Origin of the sequence: Acidovorax sp. MR-S7 (assembly GCF_000400995.2) — a bacterium.
Taxonomy (GTDB): domain Bacteria; phylum Pseudomonadota; class Gammaproteobacteria; order Burkholderiales; family Burkholderiaceae_C; genus MR-S7.
Genome location: NZ_DF238966.1, coordinates 1 through 15806 on the forward strand (window position 1 = coordinate 1; position 15806 = coordinate 15806).

General features: G+C 67.5%; 14 protein-coding genes, 2 tRNA genes and 1 pseudogene. 6 read left to right on the forward strand and 11 right to left on the reverse strand.

Annotated elements, in window-relative coordinates:
* Positions 1-121 precede the first annotated feature (121 nt).
* From AVS7_RS18495 to AVS7_RS18520, 6 genes are all read right to left on the reverse strand, one after another.
* Positions 122-754, reverse strand: coding sequence for a 50S ribosomal protein L25/general stress protein Ctc (locus AVS7_RS18495; RefSeq protein ID WP_020229542.1), 633 nt, complete (start codon positions 752-754; stop codon positions 122-124).
* 100 nt (positions 755-854) lie between these two features.
* Complete coding sequence (locus AVS7_RS18500) at positions 855-1817, reverse strand: ribose-phosphate pyrophosphokinase (protein ID WP_020229543.1); 963 nt, start codon at positions 1815-1817, stop codon at positions 855-857.
* Positions 1818-1869: 52 nt separating this feature from the next.
* A tRNA-Gln gene (locus AVS7_RS18505) sits at positions 1870-1946 on the reverse strand.
* 23 nt (positions 1947-1969) lie between these two features.
* Positions 1970-2836 carry a 4-(cytidine 5'-diphospho)-2-C-methyl-D-erythritol kinase gene (gene ispE, locus AVS7_RS18510; protein ID WP_020229544.1) on the reverse strand — a complete coding sequence of 289 codons (867 nt, stop codon included), beginning with the start codon at positions 2834-2836 and terminating at the stop codon, positions 1970-1972.
* A 2-nt stretch (positions 2837-2838) separates the two neighbouring features.
* Positions 2839-3303 (reverse strand): outer membrane lipoprotein LolB, encoded by a 465-nt coding sequence (locus AVS7_RS18515; protein WP_020229545.1) that lies wholly within the window; start codon positions 3301-3303, stop codon positions 2839-2841.
* A gap of 17 nt (positions 3304-3320) precedes the next feature.
* Entirely contained in the window at positions 3321-5120 is a 1800-nt protein-coding gene (locus tag AVS7_RS18520) for a lipopolysaccharide assembly protein LapB (protein ID WP_034691171.1), read from the reverse strand.
* A gap of 29 nt (positions 5121-5149) precedes the next feature.
* On the opposite strand from AVS7_RS18520, the gene mutM reads away from it, so the two are divergent.
* The 3 genes from mutM (at position 5150) to mutY (ending at position 9028) form a co-directional block, all read left to right on the forward strand.
* Positions 5150-5965: a bifunctional DNA-formamidopyrimidine glycosylase/DNA-(apurinic or apyrimidinic site) lyase gene (gene mutM / locus AVS7_RS18525; RefSeq protein WP_020229547.1), complete on the forward strand. Its 816-nt coding sequence runs from the start codon at positions 5150-5152 to the stop codon at positions 5963-5965.
* A gap of 67 nt (positions 5966-6032) precedes the next feature.
* Positions 6033-7997, forward strand: a complete 1965-nt coding sequence (locus AVS7_RS18530) for a dynamin family protein (protein WP_034691172.1) — start codon at positions 6033-6035, stop codon at positions 7995-7997.
* Positions 7994-9028: an A/G-specific adenine glycosylase gene (gene mutY, locus AVS7_RS18535; protein WP_024001828.1), complete on the forward strand. Its 1035-nt coding sequence runs from the start codon at positions 7994-7996 to the stop codon at positions 9026-9028. Before AVS7_RS18530 ends, mutY begins: the two co-directional genes overlap by 4 nt.
* A 110-nt stretch (positions 9029-9138) precedes the next feature.
* On the opposite strand, the gene rapZ is transcribed toward mutY, so the two are convergent.
* The 3 genes from rapZ to AVS7_RS18550 are packed head-to-tail and all read right to left on the reverse strand — an operon-like array spanning position 9139 to position 12574.
* On the reverse strand, positions 9139-10002 hold the full coding sequence (gene rapZ / locus AVS7_RS18540) for an RNase adapter RapZ (RefSeq protein ID WP_020229550.1): 864 nt from the start codon (positions 10000-10002) through the stop codon (positions 9139-9141).
* Positions 10003-10007: 5 nt separating this feature from the next.
* Positions 10008-11675, reverse strand: coding sequence for a DNA repair protein RecN (gene recN / locus AVS7_RS18545; protein WP_020229551.1), 1668 nt, complete (start codon positions 11673-11675; stop codon positions 10008-10010).
* Between the two features lie 2 nt (positions 11676-11677).
* Positions 11678-12574 carry an NAD kinase gene (locus tag AVS7_RS18550; RefSeq protein ID WP_020229552.1) on the reverse strand — a complete coding sequence of 299 codons (897 nt, stop codon included), beginning with the start codon at positions 12572-12574 and terminating at the stop codon, positions 11678-11680.
* Positions 12575-12602: 28 nt separating this feature from the next.
* Between AVS7_RS18550 and hrcA the strand changes: the two genes are divergently transcribed.
* Both hrcA and AVS7_RS18560 read left to right on the forward strand, forming a co-directional pair.
* A complete protein-coding gene (gene hrcA / locus AVS7_RS18555; RefSeq protein ID WP_020229553.1) occupies positions 12603-13607 on the forward strand; it encodes a heat-inducible transcriptional repressor HrcA in 1005 nt (334 codons plus the stop codon).
* Between the two features lie 50 nt (positions 13608-13657).
* Positions 13658-13734: transfer RNA gene (locus tag AVS7_RS18560), tRNA-Ile, on the forward strand.
* 792 nt (positions 13735-14526) lie between these two features.
* Here AVS7_RS18560 and AVS7_RS18565 read toward each other — a convergent pair.
* Both AVS7_RS18565 and AVS7_RS24015 read right to left on the reverse strand, forming a co-directional pair.
* Positions 14527-14844 carry a VRR-NUC domain-containing protein gene (locus AVS7_RS18565; protein ID WP_024001832.1) on the reverse strand — a complete coding sequence of 106 codons (318 nt, stop codon included), beginning with the start codon at positions 14842-14844 and terminating at the stop codon, positions 14527-14529.
* 114 nt (positions 14845-14958) lie between these two features.
* Positions 14959-15630: an AAA family ATPase gene (locus tag AVS7_RS24015; protein ID WP_024001833.1), complete on the reverse strand. Its 672-nt coding sequence runs from the start codon at positions 15628-15630 to the stop codon at positions 14959-14961.
* 9 nt (positions 15631-15639) lie between these two features.
* Between AVS7_RS24015 and AVS7_RS24565 the strand changes: the two are divergent.
* A pseudogene (locus AVS7_RS24565) lies at positions 15640-15735 on the forward strand (IS5/IS1182 family transposase); the annotation flags it as partial.
* Positions 15736-15806 lie beyond the last annotated feature (71 nt).

Sequence of the window (15806 nt, forward strand, 5' to 3'; positions counted from 1 at the left end):
TCCGCATGGCAAACCCACTCCGTCAACGCGTTGGCCCACATACTACCAACACAGATTTGTGACAGAGCCAAAAACAAACGGCCCGCGCAGGGGCGGGCCGTCGGCTAGGGGGCGAAGCGGATTACTTCTTGCCCTTCTTGGCGGGAGCTGCTGCGGGAGCGGCCTCGCCTTCGGCAGGTGCCGGGGCCTCGGCGGCCGGGGCCACCACGGACACCAGCACGGGGTTGGTCTGGCTGCCACGGATCACGGCAGAGACGCCCTTGGGCAGCTTGATGTCCTTGAGGTGCAGGGACACGTTCTTCTGCAGGTTGCTCAGGTCCACGTTGATGAACTCGGGCAGGTCCGAAGGCATGCAGCTCACGTTCAGCTCGGTCACCACGGGCGTCACCAGGCACTTGTCCACCTTCACGGCGGGCGACTCTTCAGCGCCGCTGTAGTGGAGCGGCACCTTCATGTGCAGCTTGGTCTTGGCGTCCACGCGCTGGAAGTCCACGTGCAGCACCAGCTGCTTGAAGGGGTGGTACTGCACGTCGCGCAGCAGCACCTTGGTGGTCTGGCCGTTGATTTCCATGTCCAGCACGCTGGAGTGGAACGCTTCCTTCTTCAGGGCGTGCCACAGAGCGTTGTGGTCCAGCTCGATCTGCTGGGGTTCGGCGGCGCCGCCGTAGACGATGCCGGGGGTCTTGCCGGAAATGCGCAGGCGGCGGCTCGCACCCGTACCTTGCTTGGCGCGCTCAAAAGCGACGAATTGCATGGATCTACTCCTGTTGGGGCCGGCCGCGACCAGCCTGGCCCATCGTTGAAAAAGACCCCATGCCCGAAAGGGCGTGGGTCCTGCTTGTCGTTCCGGAAGCTCAGGCTTCCGAGAACAGGCTCATCACCGACTCGCCCTTGGCGATGCGCTGGATCGTCTCGCCGATCAGCGGCGCCACGGAGAGCTGGCGAATCTTGGAACACCCCTTGGCGGCATCGCTCAAGGGAATGGTGTTGGTCACGACCACTTCGTCGAGCGCCGAGCCCTGGGCGATGCGCTCGATGGCGGGACCGGAAAAGATGGGGTGCGTGCAGTAGGCGTAGACGTTCTTCGCGCCGCGCTCCTTGAGCACCTCGGCGGCCTTCACCAGCGTGCCGGCGGTGTCGATCATGTCGTCCATGATCACGCAGTTGCGGCCCTCGATGTCGCCGATCACGTGCATCACTTCGGACACGTTGGCCTTGGGGCGGCGCTTGTCGATGATGGCAAGGTCCGTGCCGAGCTGCTTGGCCAGCGCGCGGGCGCGCACCACGCCGCCCACGTCGGGGGAAACGACGATCAGGTTCTCGTACTTCTTCTGGTTCAGGTCGCCCAGCAGCACCGGCGAGGCGTAGATGTTGTCCACCGGAATGTCGAAGAAGCCCTGGATCTGGTCGGCGTGCAGGTCCATGGTCAGCACGCGGGCCACGCCCACGGCCTGCAGCATGTTGGCGACGACCTTGGCCGAGATCGGCACGCGCGTGGAGCGCGGGCGGCGGTCCTGGCGGGCGTAACCGAAGTAGGGGATCACGGCGCTGATGCGTTCGGCCGAGGCGCGCTTGAGCGCATCGACCATGATCAGCAGTTCCATCAGGTTCTCGTTGGTCGGCGCGCAGGTGGATTGCACGACGAACACGTCGCGGGCACGCACGTTCTGCTTGATCTCGACGGTGACTTCGCCGTCGGAGAAACGCCCCACGTCGACAGCGCCGAGCGAGGTGCCCAGGTGCTGGACGATCTCAGCAGCCAAGCCAGGGTTGGCGTTGCCCGTGAAAACCATGAAATCGGAGGAATTGGCTTGCATGAGCGACTCGGCAGTCTGGCTGTATTAGATCCCGTGGGGGAAATAAGAAATTTGGCAGGGGAGGAAGGACTCGAACCCTCGCATGCCGGAATCAAAATCCGGTGCCTTAACCAACTTGGCGACTCCCCTACACGGGTCGACCGTGGACACGGTCAACCGTATATTTCTTCATCTGCGGCCCAATCCGCGAGCGGATGAACCTTCAGATTCTCACACACTTTGACTTGCCATGCGGCGGGCGCATCGTGCAGATCAACTGCGTGTGTGATTTGCGCAAACACTGCACTTCCAGAGCCTGTCATCCGCCCTTGCAACCCTTTCGATGCAAGCCACTGAAGGGCTTGATCGACCTCGGGGCACAAGGCCTGAGCGACCGGCTGCAGGTCGTTCTTACCGAATCGGTAGTGTGCTGCAGCAAAGCCTGAGATTGTAGCACAGCCTGAATCGCGTTTAAGGAGAGGATTCGAAAAAATCGCTTTCGTATCCAGACCCGCGGCGGGCTTGACCACTGCGAAGTGCGCATGTGGCGGTTGGTGCTCCAACGCAAGAGGCGAGATTATGTCACCGATTCCTTCCACCCAGGCGTTCTGGCCGCGCAAAAAGAACGGCACGTCGGCGCCCAGTGACAGGCCGATGGCTTCCAGCCGCGCGCGCGGCAGATGCAGCTCCCAGAGCCGGTTGAGCGCCAGCAGCGTGCTGGCCGCATCGGAGGAACCGCCGCCCATGCCGGCTTGCGCGGGAACGCGCTTGTGCACGCCGATGTGTGCACCCAGCGTGCACCCCGTGGCCGCCTGCAGCGCGCGCGCCGCGCGCACACTCAGGTCGTCGGCGGGCAGGGCCTGCGTCAGGTCCTCGCGGCTGACGCGGCCGTCGGCACGCCGCTCGAAGTGCAGGGTGTCGCACCAGTCGATGAGCATGAACACCGACTGCAGCAGGTGGTAGCCATCGGCACGGCGGCCGGTGATGTGCAGGAACAGGTTGAGTTTGGCCGGCGCCGGCACGTCGTACAGCGCGTGCATGGTCACAGGCTCAGGATGATGCGCAGGACGGCCTGCGGCGCAGGCGTGTGGCGCGTGGCCGCCAGCCGGCCCTGGTCGAGTGCGCTCAGGTCCGCCTGCCAGCCGGTGGCCTGCACGGCTTCTCCCTTGAGCCAGCCGAACAGCGCGGCGATGGGCAATTCGCTGCCCGTGAGCTCCTGCGTGAGGGCCTGCAGCGACGAGGATTCCCGGCGCTCCTGCCCCTGGACCAGCAATGCGCGGCCGGGGGCCCACTCCAGCAAGGCGAGCGTGCTGCCCAGGGGGGTGAACAGAAGCAGTTCGCCGCGCTCGGGATTGCCCTTGAGTTCGAAGCCCGCGCTGAAGGACTGCGCCGCCGCGTCGTCCACCTGCAGCGCCAGCCGGCCGCTCCAATGGTCGGATGACCCCTCGGCGGGACGGGGCGGCTGCGCGCATGCCGCCAACAGCAGGCAGGCCAGACCCGTGGCCATCGACCGGCGTTGCGTGTTCAAGGACGCGCTCCCAGCCGCTTCAATGTGCTTTGCAGGGCGGTGTCGTCCTTGTCGAGGCGCAGGCCCTCGCGCCATACGGCCAGAGCGCGTTCGCGCTCACCCAGCGTCCACAGCACTTCGCCGAGGTGGGCAGCGACCTCGGCATTGGGCTGCTTCTGGAAGGCGGTTTCGAGCAAGCGCAGTGCTTCCTGGGTGTTGCCCAGCCGGAATTCGACCCAGCCCAGGCTGTCGGTGATGAAGGGGTCTTCGGGAGCGTATTCCAGGGCCTTGTTGATGAGGGCCTTGGCCTCCTGCAGGCGAACGCCCCGGTCGGCCATGGAAAATCCCAGCGCATTGAGCGCATGGTGGTAGTCGGGCTTGCGGGCGATGATCTCGCGCAGCAGGCTCTCCATCTCGTCGGTGCGCCCCGCTTTCTCCGCCAGCATGGCGCGGTCGTATGCCAGGTCGTTGTCTTGCGGCGCGAGCGCCGCGGCGCGGGACTGGGCCTCGTAGGCCTTCTGGTACTGCCCCGCGTCGCGCAGCAACTGGGCTTCGGCCTGGAGCTTGAGGCGCTCGTCGTCCTGGTCTTTGGCGGGAATGGTGCGGATCAGGGCCAGCGCTTCGTCCAGCTTGCCTTGGCGGGCCAGCAGGGAGGCGCGGCGGCTCTGGGCGCCCAGCAGGTCGGAGGCGTTATCGATGCGCGCCAGCCAGCTTTCGGCCTGCGGGAAATCGCCGCGCTTTTCGGCGATCTGCGCCTGCATGAGGTAGGCCTGTGTCAGGGCCCGCTGGCGCTGCTCCGATGCCGGCAGGGTGTCCAGCAGCTGCATGAAGCGCTGCAGCGAAGTTTGCGCGGCATCCAGCTGCTGGGCCTGCAGGTGGAGCGAGGCCTGGACCAGCCAGGCTTCGGGCGCGTCGGGGCGCTCGCGCGTCACGGCTTCCACCTGGGTCTGGGCTTCGCTCAAGCGCTGGGATTCCAGCAGCAAACGCGCGTAAGCCATGCGCACTTCGGGCAGGGGCGTGCCGGCGAGATAGCCCGTCAGCAAGGGCTCGGCCTCCGTCACGCCGTCTTCCAGGAGCTGCAGCGCCAGCATGGCCGCGCCGTCGTCGGTGGCGTCCAGCGCCTGGGCGCGCTGCACGGCTTGCAGCGCGCCGGGCTTGTCCGAGGCGGCCAGGCGCAGCCGGCCCACGGTGGTCCACGCGACGGGACCCACGGCCGGGTGGGTGAGGTCGTCCGCCACGGCCTGTTCCACCACGCGGGCGGCGAGCGCCTTGTCGCTCACGCGTGCATAGAGCTGGGGCAGCGAGTGGAGCGAGGAAATCTTGTCCCGCGTCGGTGCCTGCGTCAGCTCCTGCCGAAGCGGGCCCGCGGTGTCCGCGACGCGATTGAGCAGCACCAGGATGCGCAGCATGTAGCGATTGGCGTCGCGCGACTGCGGCTGCGCCTGCTGCCAGGCGCGGGCGGCGATCAGCGCGTATTCGGCCGAGCGCGACTCCAGAGCGATTTCGGTGGCGCGGCGGTACAGCCGCGTGTCGCCGCTGCGGCGGGCGGCGTCCAGCATCAGCGCATAGCCGGTGCCGGGGTCGCCCTGGCTGGTGGTCATTTCGCTGAGCAGCAGCTCGTAGAACAGCTCGGCGTTGAGCGCGGCGGCGGCGTCACTGGAGTTGTCGTCGGGGACCTCCATCTCGGCCGGTGGTGCGGGGATGGTCGCCTGCGGGGGCGTCTGGGCCAGGGCAGGGGCCATGCCGGCCGCGATGGCACATGCCAGCGCCACGGCTCTAAAACGAAGAGATTGCACCATCGGGCCATGATAATCCACGCCTTCAGGACTTTTTGACGGGTGGTGGCATGCCTGAGTTGCCCGAGGTGGAGGTGACGCGGCGCGGTTTCGCCGAGGCGATCCGGGGCGCCGAGGTCCGGGCGGTTCTGCTGGGCAAGCCCTTGCGCTGGCCGCTGGGTATCGCGCCCGGCCTGCTCGCCGGGCGGCGCGTGCGGGAGGTGCGCCGCCGCGGAAAATACCTGCTGGTGGACCTGGGCGAAGGCCTGTTGCTGATCCACCTGGGCATGTCGGGCAGTCTGCGCTTCGCTGCGGAGCTGCCGGAGCGGGGCGTGCACGACCATTTCGAGATGCAGACCGACCAGGGCACGCTGCGCCTGCACGACCCGCGCCGGTTCGGCGCGGTGGTGTGGGTGGCCGGCGAGGACGATCCGCTGGCGCGCAAGCTGCTGGGCGGCCTGGGCGTGGAGCCGCTGGAGGAGGCCTTCGGCTTCGACGCCTTCCACGCGGGCCTGCGCGCGAGCCGCCAGCCCATCAAGCAGTTGCTGCTGGCGGGCAAGCTGGTGGTGGGCGTGGGCAACATCTATGCGTCGGAGGTGCTGTTCCTCGCGGGCATCCGGCCCACGACGCGCGCCAGCGCCATCGGACCGCAGCGCGCGCGGCGGCTGCACGCGGCGATCCGCGACGTACTGGCACGGGCGGTGGAGCGCGGCGGCAGCACCTTGCGCGACTTTTCCGGGGTGGACGGCAACGCCGGCCACTTCCAGCTGGACGCAAACGTCTACGGGCGCGACGGGCTGCCGTGCCGCACCTGCGGCACGCCCGTGCGCCTGCTGCGCCAGGGGCAGCGCAGCACCTATTTCTGCGTGCGCTGCCAGAGAGCATAGCCGTAGTGGCGGTGCTAGTATTGCGCGAAGCCCCGCCCTGGCGGGGCTATCGACATCCGGGAGCACAGTGGGACCTTCTTTCAACGAACAGTTCGACCAGCATGGCGCTTGGAGGCGTGCTTTTGCCCACCAGCTCAAGCAGCTCAGCCAGTGGATGGGTTCGCACGACCTCATGGATGCGGCCGTGGAAGAACGCCTGCACCGCCTGGAGGAGCAGGTCCGCGGCGACAAGGTCACCGTGGCGTTCGTGGCCGAGTTCTCGCGCGGCAAGTCGGAGCTGATCAACGCCATCTTCTTCGCCGGCTATGGGCGCCGCATCATGCCGGCCAGCGCCGGACGCACGACCATGTGCCCGACCGAGCTGGGCTACGAGCCCGACACGCCGCCCAGCCTGCGCCTGCTGCCCATCGAGACGCGCATGCAGGCGCCGGGACTGGCCGAATGGAGGCTCAAGCCCGAGCGCTGGGTGACCGTGGCACTGGACATGGACGACGCGCAGCAGATGGCCCGGGCACTGGAAAAAGTGTCGGAAGTGCGCCGCGTGCCGCTGGACGAGGCGCGCGCGCTGGGATTCTGGGACGACGAGGCGCCAGACGACAACCCCGTGCCCGACGCCGCCGGACTGGTCGAGGTGCCGATGTGGCGCCACGCCGTCATCAACATTCCCCACCCGCTGCTGCGCCAGGGGCTGGTGATCCTGGACACGCCCGGGCTCAATGCCGTGGGCGCGGAGCCGGAGCTGACCATCAACCTCATCCCGCAGGCGCATGCCGTGGTGTTCATCCTGGGCGCGGACACCGGCGTGACGCGCTCGGACCTGTCCATCTGGCGCGACCACCTGGGCGACGCCGAGGACGCTGCCGACACCCGCCTGGTGGTGCTCAACAAGATCGACACGCTGTGGGACACGCTCAACTCACCCTCGCAGGTGCAGGCGCAGATCGAGCGCCAGCGCCACACGTCGGCCGAGATGCTGGGCATGCCCGTGGCGCGCGTGGTGCCCGTCTCCGCCCAGAAGGGGCTGGTGGCCAAGATCAACTGCGACGACGTGCTGCTGGAGTCCAGCGGCCTGCCGCAGCTCGAGGAGGCGCTGGCCGAGGGCATCATGGGCCGGCGCCAAGCGATCCTGCGCTCCGCGGTCGCCGGCGGCGTGGCCGGGCTGCGGGCCGAGACCACGCGCGTGATCAACATCCGCCGCCGCGACCTGGACGACCAGATGCTGGAGCTGCGCAGCCTGCGCGGCAAGAACGCCTCGGTGATCGAGGCCATGCGCGGGCGCATCGAACAGGAGCAGCGGGAGTTCGATCACAGCGCGGCCAAGATCCAGGCCGTGCGCGCGGTTCACTTGAAGATGCTGCAGGGCGTCTTCCAGCAACTGGGCTCGCGTGCGCTCAAGGCCGAGCTGGCCGAACTGGCCGAGACGCTGCAGGCCAAGGGCCTGAAGCTCGGCGTGCGCAAGGTCTATGGCGACACGTTCGCGCGCCTGCGCACCGCCATGGAGGCGGCCCAGGCCTCGGGCATCGAGATCCAGGCCATGCTGGGCGGCACCTTCCGCCAGCTCAACGCCGAGTTCGGCTTCTCGCTGCAGGTGCCGTCGGCGCCGCAGCTGGCGTCCTACGTGCAGGACATCGTGGCGATCGAGCAGCGCCACCTGCAGTACGTGGGCATGGGCAATGCGCTGCGCCTGGCGCAGCCGGAATTCGCCCAGCGCCTGGCGCGCGCGCTGATGCTGCGCCTGCGCACGGTGTTCGAGTCGGCTGCCAACGAGCTGGAGATGTGGAGCAAGACCGCCACGGCGCAGCTGGACGCGCAGCTGCGCGAGCGCAAGCGCAGCTTCTCGCGGCGCATCGAGGCGGTGAACCGCATCCAGGAGGCCGCCAACGGGCTGGCCGACCGCATCGCCGAGATCGAGCAGGCCGAGCGCCACCTTGCCGGCCTGGAAACGCGTCTGCAGGAACTCACCGCCGGCATCGTGCCGCCGGGCGTGCATTCCGAAGCGGTCGACACGACTCCCTTGCCCCTGACGGCATGAGCGGGCCGGCGGTGGAGATCGCGGCGCAGGTGGTGCGCTGGCAGGCCGGGCACGGCCGCAACCATCTGCCCTGGCAGAACACGCGCGATGCCTACCGCGTGTGGCTCTCCGAAATCATGCTGCAGCAGACCCAGGTGGCCACGGTGCTGGAGTACTACGCACGCTTCCTGCAGCGCTTTCCCACCGTGCACGACCTGGCGGCCGCGCCGCAGGACGAGGTGCTGGCGCTGTGGAGCGGCCTGGGCTACTACAGCCGCGCGCGCAACCTGCACCGCTGCGCGCAGATCGTGGTGGAGCAGCACGGCGGCGCGTTCCCGCGCACCGTGGAGGCGCTGGCGGCGCTGCCGGGCATCGGCCGTTCCACGGCGGGGGCCATCGCGTCGTTCTGCTTCGGCGTGCGCGCGCCGATCCTCGACGCCAACGTGCGGCGCGTGCTCACGCGGGTGCTGGGCTTCGGCGGCGACCTGGCCGAGGCGCGCAACGAGCGCGCGCTGTGGGCGCTGGCCGAGGACCTGCTGCCGCGCGAGGACCTGGAGCAGGCCATGCCGCGCTACACGCAGGGGTTGATGGACCTGGGGGCGGGCATCTGCCTGCCGCGCAACCCTGCTTGTCTGCTGTGCCCGCTGCAGGGCGCATGCACCGCGCAGCGCCGGGGCAACCCGCAGGACTACCCGGTGCGCACGCGCAAGCTCAAGCGCAGCGCGCAGGCATGGTGGCTGCTGCTGCGCGAGGATGGCGGGGGCCGGCTGTGGCTGGAGCGTCGCCCGTCCACGGGCATCTGGGCCGGGCTCTACTGCCCGCCCGTGTTCATGAGCCGCGAGGCGCTGGACGCCGCGCTGGGCGCGGATGCCGCCCGCGCGCAGGACCTGCCCGCCTTCACCCACGTGCTGACCCACCGCGACCTGCACCTGCATCCGGTGCTGCTGCGCAGTGGCGCAACGGCCGGAATGCAGGGAGATTGGTACACGGCGCCGCAGTGGGGTGCCCTGGGGCTGCCTGCGCCGGTGCGCAAGCTGCTGGATGGCCTGTAGTTCAAAAACGATAGCTGCTTGCGCTTGTTGTCCAAGGGGTTCGGATGCTTTTCATCCTGAATCTCCTGATGGACAAGCGCGACCAGCTACGAATTGAATAGCGGAAAGGCTTACCGCCCATCCAGCTCGCGGTGCCGCCGCAGGGTATTCCAGCGGCTGGCGAAATGCTCCGCCAACTGCTCCACCAGGTACACCGAGCGGTGTTGCCCGCCGGTGCAGCCGATGGCCACCGTGACGTAGCTGCGATGGTTGTGCGCCAGCGCCTGCAGCCAGTGGTCCAGGAACTGCTCGATGTGTGCGAGCATGGTCAGCACCTCGGGCTGCTGGCGCAGGAAGGCGGCCACGGGCGCGTCCTTGCCGCTCTGGTTGCGCAACTGCGGCTCGTAGTGCGGGTTGGGCAGCATGCGCACGTCGAACACGTAGTCCGCATCCACGGGAATGCCGCGCTTGAACGCGAACGACTGGAACACCAGCGTGAGCCGCCCCGGCGGCACCGACAGCAGTCCCTTCACGTAGCTCTGCAGCTGCGAGGCCCGGATGGCGCTGGTGTCGATGACGTGCGAGGTCTCGCGCAGCTCGGCCAGCAGCTCGCGCTCCAACTCGATGGTCTGCAGCAGCGCGCGCTGGCCGTCGCGCAGTTCGTCCTTGGACAGCGGGTGGCGCCGGCGCGTCTCGGAAAAGCGCCGCACCAGCGTGTCGGTGGTGGCGTCGAGGAACAGCGACTGCACCTGCACGCCCTGTTCGCGCAGCAGCGCGAGCTGGCGCGGCACCAGGGGCAGGGCGGTGGCGCTGCGCACGTCCATGGCGATGGCCACGCGGTTGCCGTGGTGCGTGTGCTCCAGCGCCACGAACGACGACAGAAGCTCCGGCGGCAGGTTGTCCACGCAGTAGTAGCCCGCATCCTCCAGCGCGTGCAGCGCTACGGACTTGCCCGAGCCGGACATGCCGGTGATGACGACGATTTCGAGTGCCATGGCGGCTAGCGCTCCACGGCGCGCGCGCCTTCGAGCATCTCACGTGCGTGCGCCAGCGTGGTGGGCGATTGCTGCTGCCCGCCCAGCATGCGCGCCAGCTCGGCCACGCGCTCGTCCTGCGCTGCGGGCGCCACCGAGCTGGTCGTGCCGCCGGCGCGCTTGTGCTTGGCGACCACCAGGTGGTGGTCCGCGCAGGCCGCCACCTGCGGCAGGTGCGTGACGGCCAGCACCTGGCGGGCCTGGCCGAGCTGCTGCATCAGTCGCCCCACGGTCTCGGCCACTGCGCCGCCCACGCCGGAATCCACCTCGTCGAAGATCAGCGTGGGCGCCTCGCCCAGCTCGCTGGTGGTGACCGAGATGGCCAGCGAGATGCGCGACAGCTCGCCACCCGAGGCCACCTTGCCGATGGGCCGCGGCGTCATGCCCGGGTGGCTGCTGACCAGGAAGGCCACCTGGTCCATGCCGTGGGGGCCGGGCTCTGCCGCCTTGTCGACCTGCACCTCGAACCTTCCTCCGGCCATGCCCAGCCCCTGCATGGCCTGGGTGATGGCCTGGGCCAGGCCCGGCGCCGCCTTGGCACGCTGGCGCGACAGGGCGGTGGCGGCCTTGCGGTAGGCGGCGGCGTGGGTGTGTTCGGCCGCCTCCAGCGCGGCCAGGTCGGCGGCGCTGTCGAGCTGGCGCAGCTCGCGCTTCCAGCCGTCGAGCAACGCCGGCAACTCCTGCGGCGTGCGCTTGTAGCGCCGCGCGAGCGACAGCCATTGCGACAGGCGCGCGTCCAGCGCCTGCAACTGGTCCGGGTCGGGCTCGGCATCGCGCAGGTAGCTCTGCAGCGAGTGGGCCACGTCGTTGGCCTGGGCGATGCAGGACGCCAGCACCTCGCCCATGGCGCGGAATTCATCGTCTACGTGCGCATAGCCTTCCAGCAGGTGCTGCGCCTGCGCCAGCGCGTGCAGCGCGCCGCCCCCCTCGTCGTCCTCCAGTGCGCCCAGGGCCCCCTGGGCGTTGTCCAGCAGGGCCTGGGCGTTGGACAGGCGCGCGTGCCGGGCGTTGAGGTCGTCCCATTCGTCCGGCTGGGGCGCGAGCTTGTCCACCTCGCCGATCTGCCACTGCAGGCGCTCGCGCTCCTGCTGCAGCGTGTCCTGCGCGGTGCGCGCATGGGCCAGCGCCTTGTGCGCGTCGCGCCAGGCCGTCCACAGCGCCGCCAGGGGCTGCGCCTGCACGCCGGCATAGGCATCGAGCAGGCCGCGCACGGCCTCGGGGCGGGTCAGGCTCTGCCAGGCGTGCTGGCCGTGGATGTCCAGCAGGTACTCGCCCAGCGCACGCATCTGCGCCGCCGTGGCCGGGATACCGTTGATCCACGCGCGGCTCTTGCCCTGCAGGTCGATGGTGCGGCGCAGCAGCAGCGCGTCGTCCTGCGGAATGCCGGCTTCGTCCAGCCAGGCGGTCAGTGCGGACGGGCCGGCGTCGAATTCGGCGCAGATGTCGGTGCGCTGCGCGCCCTCGCGGATCACGCCGGTGTCGGCGCGCGCGCCCAGCAGCAGTTGCAGCGCATCGATGAGAATGGACTTGCCCGCGCCGGTCTCGCCCGTGAGCACCGTGAAGCCGGCATGCAGGTCCAGATCCAGCGACTGCACGATCACGAAATCGCGCAGCGCGATCCGCTTCAAGGCCATGTTCAGGAACCTCCTTCGTTCCAGCGCAGCTTCTTGCGCAGGGTGGCAAAGTAACTCCATCCGAGCGGATGCAGGAAACATACGCGGTGCGCCGAGCGGCGCACCAGCACGCGGTCGCCGTGCTGCAGCGAGGCGAGCGACTGCATGTCGAAGCTGGCGCTGACGTCGCGCCCGCTGACCACCTCGATCGCCACCTCGGTCTCGTCGGGCAGCACGATGGGCCGGTTGGACAGCGTGTGCGGTGCGATCGGCACCAGCACCCAGCCCGGGATCGACGGGTGCAGGATGGGCCCGCCCGCCGACAGCGAATAGGCGGTGGAGCCGGTGGGCGAGGCGACGATGAGGCCGTCGGCGCGCTGGTTGGAGACGAACACCCCGTCCACCTCCACGCGCAGCTCCACCATGCCGGAGGTGGAGCCGCGGTTGACCACCACGTCGTTGAGGGCCAGCGCCTCGAACACGCACTCTGCGCCGCGCATCACCCGCGCGTGCATGAGCGGGCGCACGTCTTCCTCGTAGTCGCCCGCCAGCATGGAGGTCAGTGCGGCCTGGTAGCCGTCCAGCGGAATGTCGGTGATGAAGCCCAGCCGCCCCTTGTTGATGCCCGCCAGCGGCGTGCCGTAGCTGGCCAGCCGCCGCCCCACGCTGAGCATGGTGCCGTCGCCGCCCACCACCAGGCCCAGGTCGCAATGGCGGCCGATGCCGTCGATGTCCAGCGTGGCATAGCCCGTCAGGCCGGTGTTGGCCGCCGTGCCGGCCTCCAGCGTCAGTTCGCAGCCCTGTTGCTCCACGAAGCCTGCGATGTTCTTGATCACCTGGCGCAGCGTGTCGGGGGTGGCGCCGGCGGCGGGTCCCTGGTACTTGCCGATGAGTGCGACGCTGCGGAAGATAGGCTTCATGCGGTAATTACATCATTAGAATGATTCGATGCTCGATGACCGCTCCAAGTTGTTGTTGAAGGCGCTGGTAGAACGCTACATCGCCGACGGACAGCCAGTGGGTTCCAGAACCCTGTCGCGGGCATCGGGCCTCGAATTGTCGCCTGCCACGATACGCAACGTGATGGCAGACCTGGAAGAGCTGGGGTTGATCGCCAGCCCCCACACCTCTGCCGGGCGCATTCCCACGGCCAAGGGCTACCGGCTCTTCGTCGACACCATGCTCACCGTGCAGAAGGAGCAGATGCCCGAGCTGCAGCTGCGGCCCGAGCAGCCGCAGAAGGTGATCGCCAACGCGGCGCAGCTGCTGTCCAGCCTGTCGCAGTTCGTGGGCGTGGTCATGGCGCCGCGCCGCGCATCGGTGTTCCGGCACATCGAGTTCCTGCGCCTGTCCGAGCGGCGGCTGCTCGTCATCATCGTTTCGCCGGACGGCGACGTGCAGAACCGGGTGATCTTCACCGAGTCGGACTATGCGCAATCGCAACTGGTGGAAGCCGCGAATTTCCTCAACGCCCACTATGCGGGCCTGACCATGGAGCAGGTGCGCGAGCGCCTCAAGTCCGAAGTGGACACGCTGCGCCGCGAAATCGCCGTGCTGATGCAGGCGGCGGTCAACGTGGGCACCGAGGCCATGTCCGAATCCCAGGAGGAGGTGGTTTTCTCCGGTGAGCGCAACCTGCTGGCGGTGAGCGACTTCTCCGGCGACATGGGCCACCTGCGCCGGGCCTTCGACCTGTTCGAGCAAAAGACGCAAATCCTGCGGCTGCTGGACATCTCCAGCCGGGCCGAGGGCGTGCGCATCTTCATCGGCGGCGAAAGCCAGGTCGTTCCATTCGAGGAACTGTCCGTCGTCAGCGCGCCCTACGAGGTCGACGGCCAGGTGGTCGGCACACTGGGCGTGATCGGCCCCACGCGCATGCCCTACGACCGGATGATCCAGATCGTGGACATCACCTCCAAGCTGGTCACCAACGCCCTGAGCCACCGGAAGTAACCCCTACAATAGCGCCCGCTGCCCTGCCGACGAGGCGCTGGCGCAACCCTGGGGCGTTAGCTCAGTTGGTTAGAGCAGAGGACTCATAATCCTTTGGTCGTCGGTTCAAGTCCGCCACGCCCTACCAAGTAAATAAAGGAAACCCTGCTATCAGTTCGGTAGCGGGGTTTTTTGTTTTCCGTCCGATGTAAGGGCGGATGTAAGACGATTTCGGCAATCGCACTCAGCACCAGACAAAAGAAAAGCCCCACGGGCGGGGGCTTCGTAACTTCGGCATTTCAAATCCAGAAGGGTGCAATCTCAAGTTGCGCCCCTTGAACGGTGTCAGGCCTTGCGGGTGTGAAAGTAAGGCAGCAGCGCCACGGCGGCAGACATTCGCAGCCGCAGCGGTGCCCCTGGGTGATTCATCAGCGCCAGCAGCCATTCCAGCGGGTCGTTTGTCTCAGGCAGGCCAAGTATCAGGCGGGGTCGGTTGCGGCTGCCTGCTGGCCTTCCTGCGCCAGGACGTGCGCCCCCTGCGTTCTTTCGTGCGCCTCCGCTGCGCCCTTTGACTCCGGCCATTTGCTGAATACTTTCAACGGGGGGTTATTTTCTGCGCGTGCGGAACTGCGGGGTGTCGGCTGGCCTGGGGTTGCAGACTTTTGATACCCCCCACCCCATCACCTTTTTTCTGGATGTTTAGGAAAGCGAGTGGAACCGAGCGGTCTAGGCGTCGGACGGGGCAAGTTTTGACCCCGCCCCACCCCTTGCGCTTATTCGCGCGGCAGGCCATCGCGCCCCAGCCGGAAACCATGTTTACCGAGTGCTGGCCTTGTCGTGCCGGTCAGTGCGGCTAGGTCGTGCCGGTCAATGTCTTGTAGGGCAGTCACTAGGACGCGGTGCCCATGTCCCAGCAGTTCAAAACAGGACTCGCGAACGTTCACGCGAACCCCGGCGGCTTCAAGCGTTTGCGCTCTAGGAATAGGGCTTGCTCAGGGCGCAGGCGCCCGGCCTGGGCTTTCACTTCCACCGCCAAAAAGCGGCCATCCTTCAATTGCCCCAGCACATCAGGGCATCCCGGCCAGCCAAAGCGGATAAAGCGGTTGCCCACCTTTGCAGCCCCGGTATTCATGCGCTCGGCCCATGCCACGGCGGGGTGCGTTCTCAGCGCCTTCAATACTTCCACCAGGGCGGCAGCTTCGGGGCGGCTGTTGGTTCGGGGTGTCTGTTGTTCCAGTCCGAAAAGGTCAGCAGTCATTGCACAACCTCCCCACCGGAAACCCCTCCGAAAACCACCCCCCTATTAAAGGGGGGCGGAGAATTTCGGCGTCGGAACTCTCCGAAAACGGAGAAAACGGAGAATTTCGGCGGCTCACTGTTGCCATAGCCACCCCTCATTGCAGCCCAGCACACCACGCGCCACCAGCCCCGTAATTGCCTCTCTGGTGCGTGAAGTCCGTTTGTCAGTTGGGCATGTCAGCTTGGATGCAGCAGCAGTTATCGCGGCCTCCAGTTCAATGCATGGGCGCAGCGGCGGGGCTCCAGGCTTGCCCGTGGTGCCATCCTTGAACAATGGGCGCAGAGCATCCAACACCACACGCTGATTGCCACCCTGGGGCAGCTTCACGGCGCGCACATCCTGGGCGGCGGTGTCGCGCAGAACTACGCACGATGTAATGGCCTCGCCGGTTTCCTCCACTCCCAGCGTTTCCACTTTCAGTTTGAACGGTCGCGCCTCGCCATCAATACCGTCTTTGGATTTCGCCACCTTCCATTCGCGGCGGTCGCCATCGCGTGAAACCTCGATTGCGGCATCCATTGCAGCGAAAAGGGAACTGTGCCCACGCAGCCCGGCAGCGGCGTTCTTGCCCGTGTGGTGAACCAGCAGCACAAGGCCACGGGTTAGGGTTTGCAGTGTCTTGGCAGCTTCCAGAATCTCGCCCATGTCCCGGCTACTGTTTTCGTCGGCAGTAGGTGCAGCGCGGTTCAGCGTATCCACCACCACCACAGCCCCGGCAGGCACCACGGCGGCAAGGTCTAGCACGGCAGCGTCACAGTGGTCGATGCCACGCTGATCGCTGCACCCAGTTCGACCAAGAACACCTCGGGCGAGCGCGACCCGCAGATGAAGCAGAGCAAGAAGGGCAACACCCGCAACGGCAAGAGTAAGAAGACCCTCAAGGGCGATTTCGGCGAGTTGCCCATTGAGGTGCCCCGCGA